Below are 15,571 nucleotides of genomic sequence, written 5' to 3' on the forward strand. Positions count from 1 at the left end.
TGCACGGCAACCCGAAGGGAAGGTATGCCAGGACGGGCCACTCGGCGTTGCGCTCCTTGCATGTGCCAACGCACATGCGGCGTCGCGCGCCTTGATTGGCCCGTCCTGGCATACCTTCGCGACCCCGGAAGTAGTGTGAACAGGCCCTAAAGCCACTTGCCGTCCGACGGCATCTGGATGGTCGTCTCCGGCGTGCCGCCGCTGATCATCGCGCCGATGCAGATGCTCAGCAGCGAGATGAAGATGCTCGCGAACAAGGCCGTCCAGAACCCGGACACCTTGAATCCACGCACCAGTGCCGACACCAGCAGGATCATCAGCGCATTGATGACGAGGATGAAGAGGCCGAAGGTGATCAGCGTCAACGGCAAGGTCAGGATGATGAGCAGCGGCCGGACGATGGCGTTCGCGAAGCCGAGCAGGAGCGCCGAGATCACCAGCGACGAGGCGCTTTCGAATTGGATCCCCTTGAAGAGGTGGCTGGCCACCCACAGCGAAAGCGCGGTGATCGCCCAGGTGATCAGGAAAGGGGTCAAGGAATTCAGCATGTCGGAAGACTCTCAGGTCGATGATGGACCGGATCATCATATCGGCGGGCGCGGGCGCCGACTGCCTGCCGCGGTCAAATTCAAACATATACGTGAACGTACACGTTGAGGTAGAATCGCCGACATGGCCGATCCCAAAGGAACCATCACCGTCCGCGACGCCGCGGCCCGTCTCGGGGTGACGGCTCGCACGCTCAAGTACTACGAAGAGCTCGGCATCGTGGTTCCGATCCGCAGCGAGAGCCGCTACCGCCTCTACGAGGCCTCCGATCTCGACAAGCTCGCGCGCGTGCTGCGCCTGCGATCGCTGGGTTTCTCGCTCACGGCGATCACGGCCATGATCCAGCAGCCTTTCGAGGCGCCGGCAGAGGGCGGTCGTCCCCGGCTGTCCAATGGGTCCCTCAAGACCCTGAAGGCGACGCTGGTCACGCAACTTGAAGCGCTCGACGCCCGCGTCGCGCAGGTGCGGCGCGAACTGAAGGAAGCCGCCACCCTGCAGGCGCAATTGCGCCGCGACATCGACTACGTGGAACGAAGGCTGACCGGCGAGCCGATCGAGGCGGCGCTGGAGGAACTCAAGCGCGACCCCTCCGCGCCGGCCCGCAATGGCCGGCGAAAGCCTGGCCCATGAGCACGCCCGTGTCCGCATCGCCCCGGCGCGACATGGACATCGCCGCGCTCGCCCCCTGGGTCATCGGGCTCGTGACCGGGATCGACTACTTCGACAACGCACTGTTTGCCTTCTTCGCGAGCTACATCGCGGGCGGTATCAGCGCGTCGGCCGACGAACTGATCTGGGCCTCGAGTGCCTACGCGCTGGGCGCGGTGCTCGGCATCCTGCAGCAACACAGCTGGGTAGAGCGCGTGGGCTATCGCCGCTACCTGGCGATCGCCATGTTCGCCTTCGCCGCCGGCGGCGTCTGCGCGGCGCTGAGCGAGAACTCGATCCAGCTGATGCTGGCCCGGGGCTTCCAGGGCTACTTCGTCGGGCCCATGCTGGGCGCGTGCCGCATCCTGATCCAGATCGGCATCCCCGCGCAGCGGCGCGCCAAGTCGCTGCGGGCCTTCATGGTGCTCATCGTGTTCAGCGGCGCGCTCGCGCCGATCATCGGCGCCTTCCTCGTCACGCACTTCGAGTGGCGTTCGCTCTTCTTCTGCACGGCACCGGTCGCCGTGCTCACCGGCGTCCTGGCACTGTGGACGGTGCCTGACATCGGCGATGTCGCACCGCACGAGCGCACCGAGCCGCACCACGTGGCCTACGTGGTCTTCGCGCTCGCGCAGGCGGCATTGCAGGTCGTGCTCACGCGCACGCACTACGAACTCTTCTCCGGCTCGCCCACCTTGATCGGCCTGGCCATTGCCGGCGTGGCGGGGCTCGGCTGGTTCGCATACCAGCAGTGGCAGCATCCGGCGCCGCTCGTTCGTTTGCAGGCGCTGAGGCAACGGACCTTCCAGGTGGGGCTGGCGCTCTACGTCGTCTACTACTACATGTCGACCGGCTTCAGCTACCTGCTGCCGCGGCTGATGGAAGGCGGGCTCGGCTTCACCGTCGGCGACACGGGCTATTTCACGGGTGCGATGTCGCTGGTGAGCGGGCTGCTGGTCTTCGTCTACCTGAAGTACTCGTCGCGAGTGACGCGCAAGAAGTGGCTCATCGTGCCGGGCTTCGGCATCGCGGCGACGGCGGCCCTGTGGTTTGCGCAGATGTCGCCCGAGGTCGGCCGCCTGCAACTGGCGGCGCCGCTGCTGCTGCGCGGACTCATGATGCTGTTCGTGGTCCTGCCGGTGGCGGGCATCACCTTCCGGTCATTCGAGGCCGACGACTTCGCGCACAGCTATCGCCTGAAGAACCTGGTGCGGCAACTGGCCATCTCGTTCGCGACGGCGAGCGTCATTGCGCTGCAGCAGCATCGCGTCGCGCTGCACGGCACGCGTCTGGCCGAATCTTCGAGCGCGTCCAACCCCGCTTTCATGCAGTCGCTTGACATGCTGACGCGCGGCTTCCAGGCGAGCGGACACGCGATGGGCGAAGCGCACGCGATGGCGGTCGCGAGCCTGTCGCGCATGCTCGACCAGCAGGCGACCTTCATGGCCTCGCTCGACGGCTTCCATGTGATTGCGGTGATCGCGCTCGTAGCCGGCGTGTACGCGGCCTGGCAGCGCGAGATCGACTGAGGCCGCGCGATCGCCTCAGGCGGCGACGCGGCGGTTCGACAGTTTCAGCAGGAGTTCCTCGGCGACGTCCGCCGCGCGGTGCGCCATGACCGCGACCGGGTAGCTGCCGATGCGCTTGCGCTCGTAGATGACGGTCGCGAAGTGAAACTCGGTGCCCAGCACGATGGCGGCCTCGTGGAGGCAGTGGGCAATGGAGGCCAGGCCCTCGCGCACGTAGTGAGGGCTTCCGTCGCCGATCCCTACTTGCGCGTCGAATTGCTTTTCGCCGCGTTGGGTGATCTCGACTTCAGGCTGCATGGGACTTCCAACTCCAGATAGCTTCTTGTGAGGGACCCGCCGGGCGCGGAACCCGAAACGATACAAACATCGGCCGCACTGCGCCATCACCGAAAACCGTGAGCCCGCTCCGCCGGGACCCAAAAAATCCAGGCGCCACCCTGTTCTCCGGCCGACTTCCTGCCGATAGAGCGGAGTGACCCTACCGTCCAGTGAGCATGCGAGCTATCGAATCCTGATGCGCGAGGGGTGCAGGATCGTGTACGGCCACATGCCGCTGGTGGAATTTCTTCGGCTGCTGAGGCAAGCGGACGACAGCGAGGTGTTGGACGCCGGGGTGGCACGCATGCTGGACGCGACCGCCGTCATCGGGCTGCCCGATGCGCTGGCGCGCCTTCGCCGGCAGGAATCCCCCGCCGCCATCGAGCGCGTGCGGGCGCAGCTCGGTCGAGATGCGTTGCGTCTCGACCCTCATTCGCTGCGCTGGCTCGCCGCGGGCGAGCACGGACCGGCCAGTCTCGCGCTGTTCGTGCTGCTGACCGGCGTGCGCCCGCGTGACTACCGGGGCACGCCGCGCGATCTGCCGCGCGACGCGAACGCCTTCCGGCGTTGCCGACTGCTGATCGAACAGGTGCCGGCGCTGCGGCAGGCGTTGCCGGTGCTGGCGACGCGCGTGGGCGAGCCCGGCGTGGCCGAATGGGCCGCGCTTGCCGAAGCCTGGGACGACCTCTGCGCCCACATGGACCATGAAGCGCCGGATTGGCGTCGCGGTTCGGTCAAGGCGCCCGCGCTGACGGCGATGATGGCCTGCTTCCGCGAACTCGAAGCGGCCTGAATGGGTGAGCGGCAGGGGGCTTGTCCCGCACGCGGACGCGGACTACTTCTCGACGGACGGTGCCGCTCGGGTGATCCGGCTACAGTCCTTTCGCCTCGCATTCCCCAAATCCAAAGCAAATGTCTCAACCAGCCCGAGCGTCCGGCTCCCGCGCGGACGACCTTCTCGGTGTCGACGCCACGCCTCCCGTTTCCCAGTCTTTCCAGGCCCAGCCACAGACACGTGCGCGGCAGGTATTGCTCGCCCTGAGCCTGATTCTGATCGCGTTCAATCTGCGCCCGCTGTTCGGCAGCCTCTCGGTGCTGCTGCCCGAAGTCATGAAGGACACCAGACTGACGCCGGCCGGCGCCAGCATGCTCACCACGCTGCCGCTGCTGTGCCTGGGGGTTTTCGCGGCGCCGACGCCGGCGTTGGTCCGGCGCTTCGGTCCGGAGCGCACTTTGCTCGGTGCGCTGCTCTTCATCTGCGTCGGATCGCTGTTGCGGGGCACCGGAAGTCTGCCGATGCTGTTCTTCGCGTCGGCGCTCGGGGGCGCGGGCATCGCGGTGGGCAACGTGCTGCTGCCGGGTCTGGTCAAGCGCGACTTCGGCAGTCACGCCGCGATGATGACGGGCTTCTACACGCTGGCGGTGTGTGCGGGCGCATCGAGCGCCGCCGCGTTCACTGTTCCGCTGGAGCAGCTTTTCGGGGGAGCCTGGACTTCGGCGCTGGCATTCTGGGCGCTGCCGGCCGGGCTTGTCGTGCTGCTCTGGGCGCCGCAGGCCCTGGCGGCGCGTCCGCGCCCGGCGCATGCGAGCGTGCATGTCGGCAGCCTGCGGCGCGACCCGCTGGCTTGGCAGGTCACCTGCTTCATGGGACTCCAGTCGTCACTGGCCTACATCGTCATGGGATGGCTGGCGCCCATGCTGCGCGAGCGCGGACTCGACAGCGCGACGGCCGGCTACGTGCTCGGCGTGTCCATCCTCGTCCAACTGGCGACCTGCCTCGTGACGCCCTCGATTGCTGCGCGCTGCCGCGACCAGCGCGGCCTGACGCTTGGCATCACGGCGATCATCCTCGCGTCGATGCTGGCTTTCCTCTTCGCACCGCTGAGCGGGGTCTGGTTCTGGGCCGTGCTGCTGGGCTGCGGGCAGGGTGGTGCCTTCGCGCTGGCGCTGAGCCTGATCGTGATGCGTTCGCCCGATGCAAACGTGACGGCGCGGCTCTCGGCCATGGCGCAGGGTTGGGGCTACGTGCTTGCCAGCGCGGGGCCGCTCATCGCAGGGCTGCTGCGCGGTTGGACGGGTGGCTTTCAATCGTCCGCGATGCTGATGGTCGTCCTGGCGGCGGGCATGGCCTGGAGCGGTTGGGGCGCAGGGCGGCGGATGGTCGTGCTGCGGGGCCATCGCAGCGCCTGAGTCAATCCAGCTCGTACCGCTCCCGGAAGGCCGCGCAAAAGTCCGGCGTGCCGCTGATGGCCATCGTGAACGTGTGCCGTGGCGTACCCGCTGGGCCGCTACGCACGCGCAGCTTGCGCGCGTCCTCGTCGAATTCGAGCGTCTCCGGCACCGTCACCTCCTGCATGCCCTGCAGGTCGTAGTCCCACTCCCCGCCATCGCCGACCGCGCCACGGCGGCCGCGAAAAGCGTCGTGCGCCCAGGCAAGCACTTGCTCGATCTCTGCATGGACCGCTTCGACCTGCTGCGGGCCGACGGTGGCCATTGCTTCGAACACGCCGACGCCTTCGGTGTCTTCGCTGTAGTCGAAGTCCAGATAGTTCAGTGTCATCCGGACTAATCCGCCGATGTGCCCGGGGACGCGGCCACCGCATAGATGAGTGCGCCGCCGCGCAGAAGCTCGATGACCGTGTCACGGTCGGCGGACGAAAAGACCATGCATCCGTCGCTCCTGCCTGCGACGCCGAGCGCCGCGATCATCTCGGGCTCGACGTACGACTGCGCGTGGATCACGATCAGTCGCTTGTATGCATTCCTGTTCGTCGGTGAGAGACCGCGCAAACGCATGGAGAGGCCGTTCCCCTCCGTGGGGCTCATGTAGACCTCATCGGTCTTGAACAGGCCGAGGCTGCTCGCATTGCTGTCGACCTCGTCCAGGAAAACGCTGGGTACTCCGTCGAACCCGTCGGGCTCCGAACCGATGCCGTGCGCCACGACGAAGCTGTGAACGACGGCACCCGTCGCCCGCTCGATCACGTGAAAGCGCGGCAGGTTGGATCGCGTCGAATAGTCCAGCACGGCGGCGTAGGAATGCTCGGAGTCTTGCGCCAGCACGTAGGCAATGGCGGACTCGACCAGCGGCGAACGCTCGGTCTGTGCGAGGGCCAGCCTCACGCCTCCGGCGCCCAGCCCGAGTGGCATGCAGAGCATTGTCTGAAGCAGCCATCGTCTTTTCATACGACACCTCACTTGCAGATCGACGTCCACAACCCGCCGGACCTGAGCCCGACGGGTCGCACGCGGGCGCGACGGCGACCACGGGCACGGCATTTGACGCCTGTCCCGTGCCGTCCGCAAGTCTTCAAGCAAGGCGCGCGGGCGGATGGTCCGGACTGGAGAGCGCAGTCGCTGCGGCTTGCAGTTCGGGCACGAGCGTCAGGAGGCGGCGAGTGAGCCAATAGAGCTGGGAAGGATCGATCGGGTCCGGCAACCTCAGGATGTTGATCAATCGCTGCGGACGGCCCCCGAAACCAAGAGCGATCAGCGGTTCGAGGACGGCCGCCAGGTCGGCCCGAACATGCTCGTCCACGAGGTCATGCTCATCCAGGCTGTGCCAGATCGCCAGCACCGCCCGTTCGCACAGCTCGGCATCCGACAGCGGTGTCTCTGCTGCTTCCGGATAGCTCAATGCACTCATGGGCATCGGCGGCATGCCGCTTGTCTCCGTGCCTGTAGTGCTCCTTCGTGAAGGCATGGGGCCCTCCTTCGAGATGCCGCCACGATACGCCGCATCCAGGTGAGCGGCAATGCCCGATTTCGAGAGCCTCGTGTGTCGGAGCCCTCCTACAAGGAGGGGGTCCGCGCGGCCCGTCTCAGGCATTCTTGAAGGTTGAGACAAACCTTCCGGGCGTCGCCTCTTGTTCGAGGCCCCGGCAGACGCGCAGCTACCTTCTTGTGTCCTTCGAACCGGCCGAAAGCCCAACCCTTCCATCCGCAGCGGCGCCTCAGGCCCACTCGTTGGATCTCAACCTGCCCCAGGTGCATCCCGTCTATTTGCGGCTGCTCGTCGCGGCGGCTGCGGCGGAGGGCATTGACCTTGGCGCCTCTCCGACACCGTCCGGGCTGAACGTGACCCAGCTGGTCCGGAATGACGCCCCGGTGTCATTGGCCGTCTGGCGCGGCGTCATGCTGGGTCTCGATCGGATGGCGCCGAGCCAAGGGCTCGCCATGCGACTGGGACGGCGGGTGCCGCTGATTTCGCATGGCGCCCTGGCTTACCTGATGGTGAGTTCGTCCGACCTGCGCCAGGCGCTCGACGGGCTGGTGCGCTTCGCGCCGCTTCGCCTCGCCGTCTTGAATCTTCGGCTCCGGCAGCGCGGCCAGCACATCGAGTTGCACGTGCGCCCCCTGGTGTCGTTGGGCGACGTCGAGCGCTTTACCCTGGAATTCCTGCTGGCCATGCTCTGCAAGTCGATACGGGACCTGTGTGGCGGCGCATCCCGGGCCATGAAGTTGCATCTGCCAGGCTCGATGGCCCGCACCACGCGCGTCTGGGCCGAACAGGGCATCTCGGTCGCGAAGAGCGCGGGCTGGCCTTATCTGTCGTTTCCCAATTCGCTGGCCACCATGGCGCTGCCCACCGCCTCGGGGCCGGATCGCCTCCTCGCCTGGCAAGCGTGCGAAGAGGCAGAGCGCCAGCAAGGCTGGTCGGCCTCGATCAGCTCGCACATAGAGCAACTCTTCCGAACCGGGCCGCCAACGAACTACAAGCTGGACCAGATTGCCGAGCAACTCGGGCTTTCGCGCCGCACGATTGCCCGCCGGCTGACCGAGGAGCACACCAGTTTCAGCGCGTTGGTCGATGCCAGCCGCAAGCAGAGATTGCTGCGCCGGCTGGCCGACCGGCGATCGAACCAGATCGAACGTTCGCTCACGTTGGGCGAGATCGCCGAAGACCTCGGCTATGCGGATGGCGCGGTCCTCAGTCGAGCGGTGCAGCGCTGGTTCGGTATCGGTCCCCGCGACTTGCAACGCTGGGTCGACGCCGGGTTGGCCGTGCCTGTCGAGCCAACCCAGGCCATGTCGCCAAAGGCAAAAACGCTGGCACCAGATGTCTTGGAGCGTCAGTCGCGTCACCCCTAGAGTTCTCGAACGCGGTCCATCGAAGACAAGTCCGCGTTGAACGAGTAACTACCTGGAGACACAAGATGAGAAAAACAACCTGGATAGGTTGTGTGGTGATGGCGTTGTTCGCCGGTTGTGGAGGTGGCAGCGGTAGTCCGGTGGGCAACGCGTTGCCCACGTCCCCCGCCGCATCGCACCCGGCGGATGCGCCCGCTTCGCCCACCGTGCCGGTCACGCTGCCCACCACGCCTACTACGCCCGAACCGTCACCCAATGCCTTGTTCCAGGTCGGTGCGGCCACGGTCAGCATTGCGCCCGACGCCCCCGTGTACGTGGGCGGATACTCGGATTCCAATAAGCCCGCGATTCAGATCAGCAACGACCCGCTCGAGGTGCGCGCCTTCGTGGTCGCCAAGGGTGACAAGGCGGTTGCCTTCGCGGTTGTCGACAGCACCGGCTGGTTCGCCGAGTACCAGGACGCCGACGTGGGCAATGGCCAGTTCGGCTCGCGCGTGGATGCTGCGAAAAAGCTGTCCGATCACGGTTTCAAGGTCGACCGCTCGGCGGTGATGGTCTCGACGACGCACTCGCACGCTACACCAACTTTGGTCGGTATCTGGGGAGTCATGAGTCCCGCGAACAAGACCTACCTCAAAAAGGTCCACGATGCCGTGGTGCAGGCGGTAGACACCGCCGCGTCCAACCTCAAGACATCGGAACTCTGGACTGCGAACGGCGACATCGGCTCCATCATCTGGCAGAACGGCCAGGGCACGGACCATGTCGACGGCTTCGCTGTCGACGCGAGGATGCCTGTTCTGTGGGCGCGTGATCCCGGCACAGGCGCCACCAACGCGCTGTACGTCAGCATCCCCAATCACCCGGACGAATTCCGTGCATTCAATGGCGCGGTCACGCAAGGCTTCTCGGCCGATGTGCCCGGCTATGTCCGCAAGCAGATGGACATCACCATCGGGGGGACCAGCGTCGTCGGATCTGGAACCCTGGGCCGGCAGGAGTCGCCGGGTACGAACGCCGACTATGCGGAAGTGAGTTACCAGGGACAGTACGTTCTCAATGCCCTGCGCCTGGCCATGGCGCAGGCGGCTCCCCTGAAGAGCGACACCCTCGGAAGCTCCGAAACGCTGATTCCCAATGTCACGGTGGGTAGCTCCGCGGAGAATCAGGGCCTGCTCAGCCTGATGAAGTACAACGCGCCGGCAGCCGGTCTGGGCGGACCTAGCTGCAATGCAGTTCTGGGCGGCAACTGTTCCGTCCCCCGCGCACTGTCGGCGCCCTGGTGCGTCGGCAATTGCTCGGTCGCCGGTAGCGGGCCGACTTCACTCGGCACCTACACGACGGCACTGAGGATTGGTCCGCTGCTCTACATCAGCAACCCTGGCGAGGCCTTTGCGGAAGTCAATGACACCGTTCGGAGCGAAGTGCTCGATGCGCAGTCGGTCAACGTGGTCGGACTGTCGGGCGACTTCCTGGGATACAACTGGTCGCCAAGCGACTACACCACCCTTCAGTTCGGTTCGAGCGATTTCGCGAAATACAACGTCGGTCCCGATCTGGCTCAGCTCACCGCAGATGGTGCCTATGCCAACGCGGCCGCACTCGGCTTCAAGGTCAAGTCGACGAAGGACGTTGTCCATGCTGTCTACGACAGTTCAGTGGGCAACCTGCCCGGCATCCAGTTCTATTCGACCCAAATCGCATCGACCCCGACGAGCATCAGCTTCTACGGCTCCACAGCGCAACCCCAGAGCAACTACAAGCAGACCAACCATGTGTTGAGCCCCATCGCCTGGGACTTCGGCGACAACTCCGGTTCCGTCACGTCGAACAGCCAGGATCGTCTGTCTCATGCCTTCACGACACCCGGCTCCTACAAGGTGACGGCCAAGGTCACCGACAACACCACGGGGAATTCCCGCTCCTGGAGCCAGACGCTCACGATCCTTCCGGCGTTTTCCGTTGCGATCAACGCGGTCGTTTCGGACGTCGATACCAGCAAGACAGAGTTGAGCCTCAGGCCGGACGGCGGCCAGGGCCAATTGCTGGCGGCCCGCTGGACGTGCCCGGACGGACAAACGCCTCAGGGCCTGACCGTGGTGTGCAACCGGCTGCCCCGCAACGGCATCGTCCAGGTCACTGCGTGGGACGGCGCGGGCAATTCGGCGTCTTCCCAGACTTCAGTGCCGTGACGAGAATGGCGATCCGAATCTGTCGCATCGGATTCGGATCGCCATCGAGAAAAAGAGCTGTAAGCGTCCCCGGGGCCTACGTCGTTCTCCGCATTCGACGAAGAATGAGCTTTTCGGAGATCTTGTCCAGGATGTAGTGCGCCGTCCGGCGAATGCGCGCGCGCCCGTTGGAAGCGTCGTAGGGAGACCGGAATTCCGCGCCGGCCTGCCGTGCGCGCTGGCTCAGGAAGGTCTCCGACATCACGCAGCGCATCTTTGCGCGCAGGGCGTCGAATGTGTCCGCATTCAGCTCCGTTGCGCCGTGCCAAGCGTGCGCCCACTTGTACTTGCGGGCCCGCTCGGCGGACTCTTCCGGGTCCGCGATCAACCAGGCCTGTGCGCCGCCGAAGAAGTCCGGATCGAGGTGGTCCCGGAACAATTTGTGCGCCGGCTCATAGCTGTCATGGAAGAAGGAATCCAGCAATTCATTGCCCGGCGAAAGCGTGCCCAAACGTTGAAGCAGTGTGTGGTTCATCGCAAAGGCATAGGTCGATATCCACTGCAGCATCGGACCCAGCGGCGTCTCCCCGGGTCTCGCGCAATCGGTGACTTCGCCGAGCATCCAGGGTCCGACATGCGGACTCAGCCATTCGGCTTCGAGGCAGAAGCGGGCGGCGCGCTGATTGCTCCAGCCGTGGCGACTCGCCACCGTGTCATTGGTGAAGATCCAGACGTCAGGCGCCTTGCCTCGCGACAGCACATCCGCCACGCCCGCATCCCATCCGCTGAACTCCCGATTGGAGTTGTCTCCCGCAGCGACACGCACGGCCTCGAAGCCATGGCCGGTGTAGCGCTCTTCTCCCTCGCGCCTGCTGTTGTCGACGATCAACAGCGACACCTGATTGCCGTGCGACTCCAGCGTCTGGCGAAACTTGGCCAGCAACGCCATGGACAACTCACGGCTGTGGGAGCCGTACTCGAGATGAACGAGAGCGTAGTGTTTCACTTGTCCGTGCCATCAAAGTTCATTGGGCCCCCCTCGATGATGTCGTCACTGTGTTTCAAACGAATGTATCTGACCGAAACCCGACTCACAAGCGAACCCATGGTCGCGCGACGGTTGGGCCGAAGCAAGAGTTGAACCAGCAGTGGGGCTGGAGCATCATGAGGGCGCAACCAGCCAAGGTGTGTAGGCGGTTCTCTGAAACCTCTTGAAGTCGACTTCATGGAGTACTACGACACTGCTGCGGTGGAAGCGGCCATGCAATTGGCCGCGACGGCTGTAACCGCCGGACGATCGCATCCGAACTACCTCGCAGATGCTTTCGTCCAAACCCTAGAAAGGGACTTGCCATGACCACCCACGGAAGACGCTTTGCCCTCGTTGCGGGTACATCCACGCTGGGCTTGGCCATTGCCAACGCACTCGGCTGGACTCCGCGGCTCGCGGTGGCCGCGGAGGGCAAATTCGAAGTGACCCACACCGACGAAGAGTGGCGCAAGCTCTTGACGCCCAATCAGTACGAAGTCTTGCGCAAGGAGGGCACCGAGCGTCCGTATTCCAGTCCACTGAACGACGAACACCGCGAAGGCATCTTCTCGTGTGCGGGTTGCAGCCTCGACGCGTTTTCCTCGAAGACGAAATTCGACAGCAGGACAGGCTGGCCGAGCTTCTGGCAGCCTTTGCCGAACGCCGTCGGAGAGACCCAGGACAAGACGTTCGGCATGGTTCGCACGGAGGTGCATTGCCGCCGCTGCGGAGGGCACTTGGGCCACGTCTTCGATGACGGCCCGAAGCCAACCGGACTGCGGTATTGCATGAACGGCCTGGCGCTCAAGTTCACGCCGGGTGCGGCCTGATTGGTCAAAGCGAAACGCCGTGGTCCTGTTCCTCGTCGCTTACCTGGGCGGTGTGCTGACCATCCTCAGCCCCTGCATTCTTCCGGTCCTTCCGTTCGTGTTCGCGCGGGGCGATCAGCCCTTCCTGAAGAGTGGTCTGCCGCTTCTGGCGGGAATGGCGTTGACCTTTGCGGCCGTCGCGTCGCTGGCCGCAGTCGGTGGCGGATGGGCCGTGCAGGCCAACCAGTACGGGCGCTGGGTGGCGATCGTGTTGATGGCGGCATTCGGGCTCATGCTGCTGTTTCCGAAGTTGGCGGAGCATGCGACGCGCCCATTGGTCGCCTGGGGATCCCGGCTGTCCGCGTCCGCGTCCCGTGGCGCATCGGAGGGCGGCTCTTCATCCATCGTCCCCTCTCTGCTCCTGGGTGTCGCCACCGGTTTGCTCTGGGCCCCGTGCGCGGGTCCGATCCTCGGCCTGGTGCTGACCGGCGCGGCGCTCAACGGCGCAAGTGCACAGACATCGCTGCTGCTGCTTGCCTATGCGGCAGGCGCCGCAACATCGCTGGCGGGCGCGTTGCTCGTTGGTGGCCGTTTGTTCAATGCGATGAAGCGGTCACTTGGCGCTGGCGAATGGATTCGCCGCGGCATTGGCGTCGCATTGCTCTGCGGCGTGGTTGCGATCTCGCTCGGACTGGATACGGGGGTACTGGCGCAGGTGTCGCTGGCAAGCACTTCCAGGTTGGAGCAGGCGCTCGTCGACAAGGCGCGACCCGCGCCGAATACGGCGGCCGTCGAATCCAATGTGGTCACCGGCACGGACTCGACGGTGATGATGAGCGGCTCGAACGCCATGATGTCGTCTGGACAGGCGATGAAGACCGCGGGCGCTGCCGATCTTCCCGTAGAGGGCGTGATGGCACCGCTGGACGGCGCCGTGCAGTGGCTCAACTCGGAACCGCTGACGACCGAGCAACTGCGCGGCAAGGTCGTGCTGGTCGACTTCTGGACCTACTCGTGCATCAACTGCCTGCGCGCGCTGCCCTATGTGCGTGCCTGGTCGGAAAAGTACAAGGACAAGGGCCTGGTGGTCATCGGCGTGCACGCACCGGAGTTCGCGTTCGAGAAGGACGTCGGCAACGTCAAGAAGGCCGTGAAGGAGCTGAAGGTCGACTATCCGGTCGCAATCGACAACGACTATGCGATCTGGCGCGCGTTCAACAACCAGTACTGGCCGGCCCACTACTTCATCGATGCGAAGGGCAACATCCGTCATCACCACTTTGGTGAGGGTGAGTACGACGAGTCCGAGCAAGTCATTCAGCAGCTGCTGGCGGAAGCCGGATCGAGCGTGGTGACGGGCGACCTCGTGAAGGTGAATGCCACCGGCGCGCAGGCGGCCGCGGACGACGCCAATGTCCAGTCACCGGAGACCTACATCGGCTACGACCGTGCAGAGAATTTCGCGTCTTCGGGTGGCTTCACGCGTGACAAGGCGAGTACGTACTCGACGCAGCCCAATTTGAAGTCGAACCAGTGGGCGCTGGCCGGCGAATGGGAAGTCGGCGGACAAAGCGCCGTGCTCGATCGCAGCGGCGGCCGCATCAGCTACCAATTCCATGCGCGCGATCTGCACCTGGTGTTGGGGCCGGGCAAGGATGGCAAGCCCGTCCGTTTCCGCATCCTGATCGACGGCAAGCCGCCGGGCGCCGATCACGGCGCGGACGTCGACGCGCAGGGAAACGGCATCGTGGCCGAACAACGCCTCTACCAACTTGTGCGGCAGCAAGGTCGTGTGACGAACCGCCGCTTCGACATCGAATTCCTCGACGCCGGCGCGGAAGCGTTTGCGTTCACATTCGGATGAGGTCGGACCTGCGCAAGGTCAGCCTCCGCCATCTCCCGCGCCGCCCAACGCCTTCGACACAGCCACCAACCCCAACGCCAACCGGCTCGTGCTCTCCGTGTAGTCCCTCTGCGCCTGCAACCACGTGCGTTGCGCGTCGAGCTGCACCAGAAAGTCGGTGAGCCCGTGGTCGTAGCGCACCTGCGCAAGCTGCAACGCATCGTGGCTGCTGCGCTCCCTCACCGCCAGTTGCGCATTGCGTTGACGTTCCGCCGTGTAGGCACTCAGTGCGTCGTCGATCTCGTGCCATGCCTTGAGCACCGTCTGCTGGTAGGCGACGGCGGCTTCCTGCTGCTGCAACTCGCGCACGGTGATGGTCGAGCGTCGACGACCGTTGTCGAAGATCGGGAGCTGCAGGCTCGGCCCGATCGACCACTGGCGGCTTCCCCATTCGCCGAAGCTGCCGTTGTCCACCGCCTGGAAGCCGAAGCTCGCACCCAGCGTGATGCGCGGATACAGGTCCGCAACCGCGACGCCGATGTTCGCGGTGGCCGCATGCAGTTGGGCCTCTGCGATCTGGATGTCGGGCCGGCGCAGCGCCACTTCCGATGGCAGTCCCAGCGAAAGATCGGGCAGTGCCGCCGCCTTCATCACATCGGCCTGCGGTGCCAGTTGGGCGCGAAGCGCGCCGGGACGTTCGCCCAGCAGCAGCGTGATCTGGTTGACGGCCTGCGCCTCCTGCGCGAGGAGTGGCGGCAGATGCGAGCGCAGGTCGGCGGCTTGCGCGCTCTGGCGCGTCGTGTCGAGGTCCGTCGTCAGGCCGGCGTCGGCGCGGGCCTTGACGAGCTCCAGCGTTTCTTCTGCCGCCGCGATGTCGCTGCGCGCCAGCCGGATCTGCCGCTGCGCCGCGCGCAGCTCGAAGTAGTGGCGCGCCACCTCGGCCTGCACGCTGAGCAGCACTTGCGAGAGCATCGCTTGCGAAGCTGCGACATTGGCGTCGGCACTCTCCACCGCGCGCCGCACACGGCCCCAGAGGTCCAGCTCCCAGGACGCATCGAAGCCGGCCTGATAGAAATTGTGCGGCTCGCTGAGCACCCGGATCAATTGTTCGCGGTTGATCGGACCCAGCGCGTCGAGCAGCCGCGTCGTCTCGCCGTCCTCGCTCGCGCGCAGCCGTGTCGCGGCGGCGTTGGCGTTCACCTGGATGCCCTTTTGCGAATCGACCACCGCCAGCTGCGCGCGACTTTGCGCGAAGCGAAGGGCGGCAGTCTGCAAGTCCTGATTGGCACCGAGCGCGCGCGCTTCCAGTGCGTCGAGCACCGGATCACCGAACACCGACCAGCCGACCGGCGCCGCAGCAGAGGAGGGCTTGCCGAGTTGCGGGTCGATCAACTCCGGCGACCCGCCGTGCCACTCGGAAAAATTCGCAGGGGCTTCGGGCGTCTGCGACTTGAAATCGGGCCCGACGGCGCAGCCGGAGAGGGATGCGGCAACAAGCATGGCGACCAGGCATGTCATGCCATGACGGGAGTAAAGCGAAGTCTTCATGGTTTGCCTTTCAACAGCATCGAGACGGGCGCAGC

General features: G+C 65.3%; 15 protein-coding genes. 8 read left to right on the forward strand and 7 right to left on the reverse strand.

What is annotated here, in order from left to right:
• Window positions 1-146: 146 nt before the first annotated feature.
• Window positions 147-548, reverse strand: coding sequence for a phage holin family protein (locus tag AC1DN9_RS23965; RefSeq protein ID WP_478104205.1), 402 nt, complete (start codon window positions 546-548; stop codon window positions 147-149).
• 124 nt (window positions 549-672) lie between these two features.
• Here AC1DN9_RS23965 and AC1DN9_RS23970 point away from each other — a divergent pair, with 124 nt between their 5' ends.
• Entirely contained in the window at window positions 673-1,179 is a 507-nt protein-coding gene (locus tag AC1DN9_RS23970) for a MerR family transcriptional regulator (RefSeq protein WP_478104206.1), read from the forward strand.
• On the forward strand, window positions 1,176-2,726 hold the full coding sequence (locus AC1DN9_RS23975) for an MFS transporter (RefSeq protein ID WP_478104207.1): 1,551 nt from the start codon (window positions 1,176-1,178) through the stop codon (window positions 2,724-2,726). The genes AC1DN9_RS23970 and AC1DN9_RS23975 overlap by 4 nt, the downstream gene beginning before the upstream one ends.
• Before the next feature lie 15 nt (window positions 2,727-2,741).
• Here the strand turns inward: AC1DN9_RS23975 and AC1DN9_RS23980 are convergent, their stop codons facing one another.
• A complete protein-coding gene (locus tag AC1DN9_RS23980; protein ID WP_478104208.1) occupies window positions 2,742-3,023 on the reverse strand; it encodes a hypothetical protein in 282 nt (93 codons plus the stop codon).
• Window positions 3,024-3,198: 175 nt separating this feature from the next.
• On the opposite strand from AC1DN9_RS23980, the gene AC1DN9_RS23985 reads away from it, so the two are divergent.
• Both AC1DN9_RS23985 and AC1DN9_RS23990 read left to right on the forward strand, forming a co-directional pair.
• A complete protein-coding gene (locus AC1DN9_RS23985; protein ID WP_478104210.1) occupies window positions 3,199-3,837 on the forward strand; it encodes a hypothetical protein in 639 nt (212 codons plus the stop codon).
• A gap of 119 nt (window positions 3,838-3,956) precedes the next feature.
• Window positions 3,957-5,234 carry a CynX/NimT family MFS transporter gene (locus AC1DN9_RS23990; RefSeq protein ID WP_478104211.1) on the forward strand — a complete coding sequence of 426 codons (1,278 nt, stop codon included), beginning with the start codon at window positions 3,957-3,959 and terminating at the stop codon, window positions 5,232-5,234.
• A 1-nt stretch (window position 5,235) separates the two neighbouring features.
• On the opposite strand, the gene AC1DN9_RS23995 is transcribed toward AC1DN9_RS23990, so the two are convergent.
• The 3 genes from AC1DN9_RS23995 to AC1DN9_RS24005 all read right to left on the reverse strand — a co-directional run bounded on the left by AC1DN9_RS23995 (window position 5,236) and on the right by AC1DN9_RS24005 (window position 6,747).
• Window positions 5,236-5,604: a hypothetical protein gene (locus tag AC1DN9_RS23995; RefSeq protein ID WP_478104212.1), complete on the reverse strand. Its 369-nt coding sequence runs from the start codon at window positions 5,602-5,604 to the stop codon at window positions 5,236-5,238.
• Between the two features lie 5 nt (window positions 5,605-5,609).
• Window positions 5,610-6,194, reverse strand: a complete 585-nt coding sequence (locus AC1DN9_RS24000) for a murein L,D-transpeptidase catalytic domain-containing protein (protein WP_478104214.1) — start codon at window positions 6,192-6,194, stop codon at window positions 5,610-5,612.
• A gap of 160 nt (window positions 6,195-6,354) precedes the next feature.
• A complete protein-coding gene (locus AC1DN9_RS24005) occupies window positions 6,355-6,747 on the reverse strand; it encodes a hypothetical protein (RefSeq protein WP_478104215.1) in 393 nt (130 codons plus the stop codon).
• A gap of 263 nt (window positions 6,748-7,010) precedes the next feature.
• Here AC1DN9_RS24005 and AC1DN9_RS24010 point away from each other — a divergent pair, with 263 nt between their 5' ends.
• On the forward strand, window positions 7,011-8,135 hold the full coding sequence (locus AC1DN9_RS24010; RefSeq protein ID WP_478104216.1) for an AraC family transcriptional regulator ligand-binding domain-containing protein: 1,125 nt from the start codon (window positions 7,011-7,013) through the stop codon (window positions 8,133-8,135).
• A 65-nt stretch (window positions 8,136-8,200) separates the two neighbouring features.
• The gene (locus tag AC1DN9_RS24015) at window positions 8,201-10,327 is read left to right on the forward strand and encodes a PKD domain-containing protein (RefSeq protein ID WP_478104218.1); all 2,127 of its coding nucleotides are present in this window, start codon (window positions 8,201-8,203) and stop codon (window positions 10,325-10,327) included.
• 76 nt (window positions 10,328-10,403) lie between these two features.
• On the opposite strand, the gene AC1DN9_RS24020 is transcribed toward AC1DN9_RS24015, so the two are convergent.
• Window positions 10,404-11,312 carry a hypothetical protein gene (locus AC1DN9_RS24020; protein WP_478104219.1) on the reverse strand — a complete coding sequence of 303 codons (909 nt, stop codon included), beginning with the start codon at window positions 11,310-11,312 and terminating at the stop codon, window positions 10,404-10,406.
• A gap of 347 nt (window positions 11,313-11,659) precedes the next feature.
• Between AC1DN9_RS24020 and msrB the strand changes: the two genes are divergently transcribed.
• Together msrB and AC1DN9_RS24030 are read left to right on the forward strand one after the other, a co-directional pair.
• Complete coding sequence (gene msrB / locus AC1DN9_RS24025) at window positions 11,660-12,166, forward strand: peptide-methionine (R)-S-oxide reductase MsrB (RefSeq protein ID WP_478104221.1); 507 nt, start codon at window positions 11,660-11,662, stop codon at window positions 12,164-12,166.
• A 19-nt stretch (window positions 12,167-12,185) separates the two neighbouring features.
• Complete coding sequence (locus AC1DN9_RS24030; RefSeq protein ID WP_478104222.1) at window positions 12,186-14,009, forward strand: cytochrome c biogenesis protein DipZ; 1,824 nt, start codon at window positions 12,186-12,188, stop codon at window positions 14,007-14,009.
• 18 nt (window positions 14,010-14,027) lie between these two features.
• On the opposite strand, the gene AC1DN9_RS24035 is transcribed toward AC1DN9_RS24030, so the two are convergent.
• Window positions 14,028-15,536 (reverse strand): efflux transporter outer membrane subunit, encoded by a 1,509-nt coding sequence (locus AC1DN9_RS24035; protein WP_478104223.1) that lies wholly within the window; start codon window positions 15,534-15,536, stop codon window positions 14,028-14,030.
• Between the last annotated feature and the right edge of the window lie 35 nt (window positions 15,537-15,571).

The organism is Variovorax sp. 05L425, assembly GCF_056397705.1.